The organism is Mesorhizobium sp. P2_D1, assembly GCF_056404455.1.
Window position 1 is genome coordinate 1 of record NZ_JBFUDZ010000147.1, and the last position, 924, is coordinate 924.

The window sequence follows — 924 nt, forward strand, 5'->3', positions numbered from 1 at the left end:
GGAGGCAGCAGCGTGGTCAATCGAGGACTCGTGGAATTCGACCAAGGCTGAGGCAATGATTGGTCGCTGCTAGAGTCTTCTTCACCGAGCGCTGCGCTGGGCGGCCTTAAGGGTGTTGGCCATGAGCATCGCGATCGTCATCGGCCCGACGCCGCCGGGCACGGGAGTGATTGCCCCGGCAATTCGACAAGCGTCCTCGAAATCAACGTCGCCGACTAAACGTCCCTTTCCGGTGCCATCGGCTGCGGGTAGTCGGTTAATACCGATGTCGATAACCGTGGCACCCGGTTTGATCCAGTCTCCCTTCACGAAGTCCGGCTTGCCGACAGCGGCGACCAGGATGTCGGCCCCTCGGCAGATCTGTTCGATTTCCGCTGTTCGGCTGTGCGCGATCGTTACGGTCGCGTTCGACGCGAGCAGCAGATTGGCCATCGGTTTGCCGACGATGTTGGACCGCCCGATGACCACCGCCGTCAAACCTGACAGGTCCTTGCCCCGGACCGACTCAATCAGCAGCATCGCCCCTGCTGGCGTACACGGGACGAGCGCGCCCTCGAGTTCGCCAGTTCCCAGCATACCCACATTGACATAATGGAACCCATCAACGTCCTTGTCAGGCGATATCGCCTGAATAATCTTTCCTGCATCCAGATGTTTTGGCAAAGGCAACTGCAGAAGGAGTCCATGAATTTTCGGGTCTTCGTTCAATGTGTGCACCAGGCCAAGAAGTTCTTTCTCGGACGTGATTTCGGGCAATTCATACTTTCGTGAGAGGAAGCCGCACTCTTCGGCCTTCCGCCCCTTCGAGGAGACGTAAACCTGGCTGGCTGGATCACTTCCGACGATAACCACGGCAAGACCAGGATTGATGCCGGAACTCTTCAAGGCCTCAGTTTCGAGTTTTACTCGTTCGAGTATTGAAGC

General features: G+C 57.6%; 1 protein-coding gene. It reads right to left on the bottom strand.

Annotated elements, in window-relative coordinates; genetic code table 11:
* Positions 1 to 81: 81 nt before the first annotated feature.
* Positions 82 to 924: bifunctional methylenetetrahydrofolate dehydrogenase/methenyltetrahydrofolate cyclohydrolase FolD (gene folD, locus AC1D0I_RS32630; RefSeq protein ID WP_477400189.1), on the bottom strand; the 843-nt coding region annotated here is incomplete at its 5' end.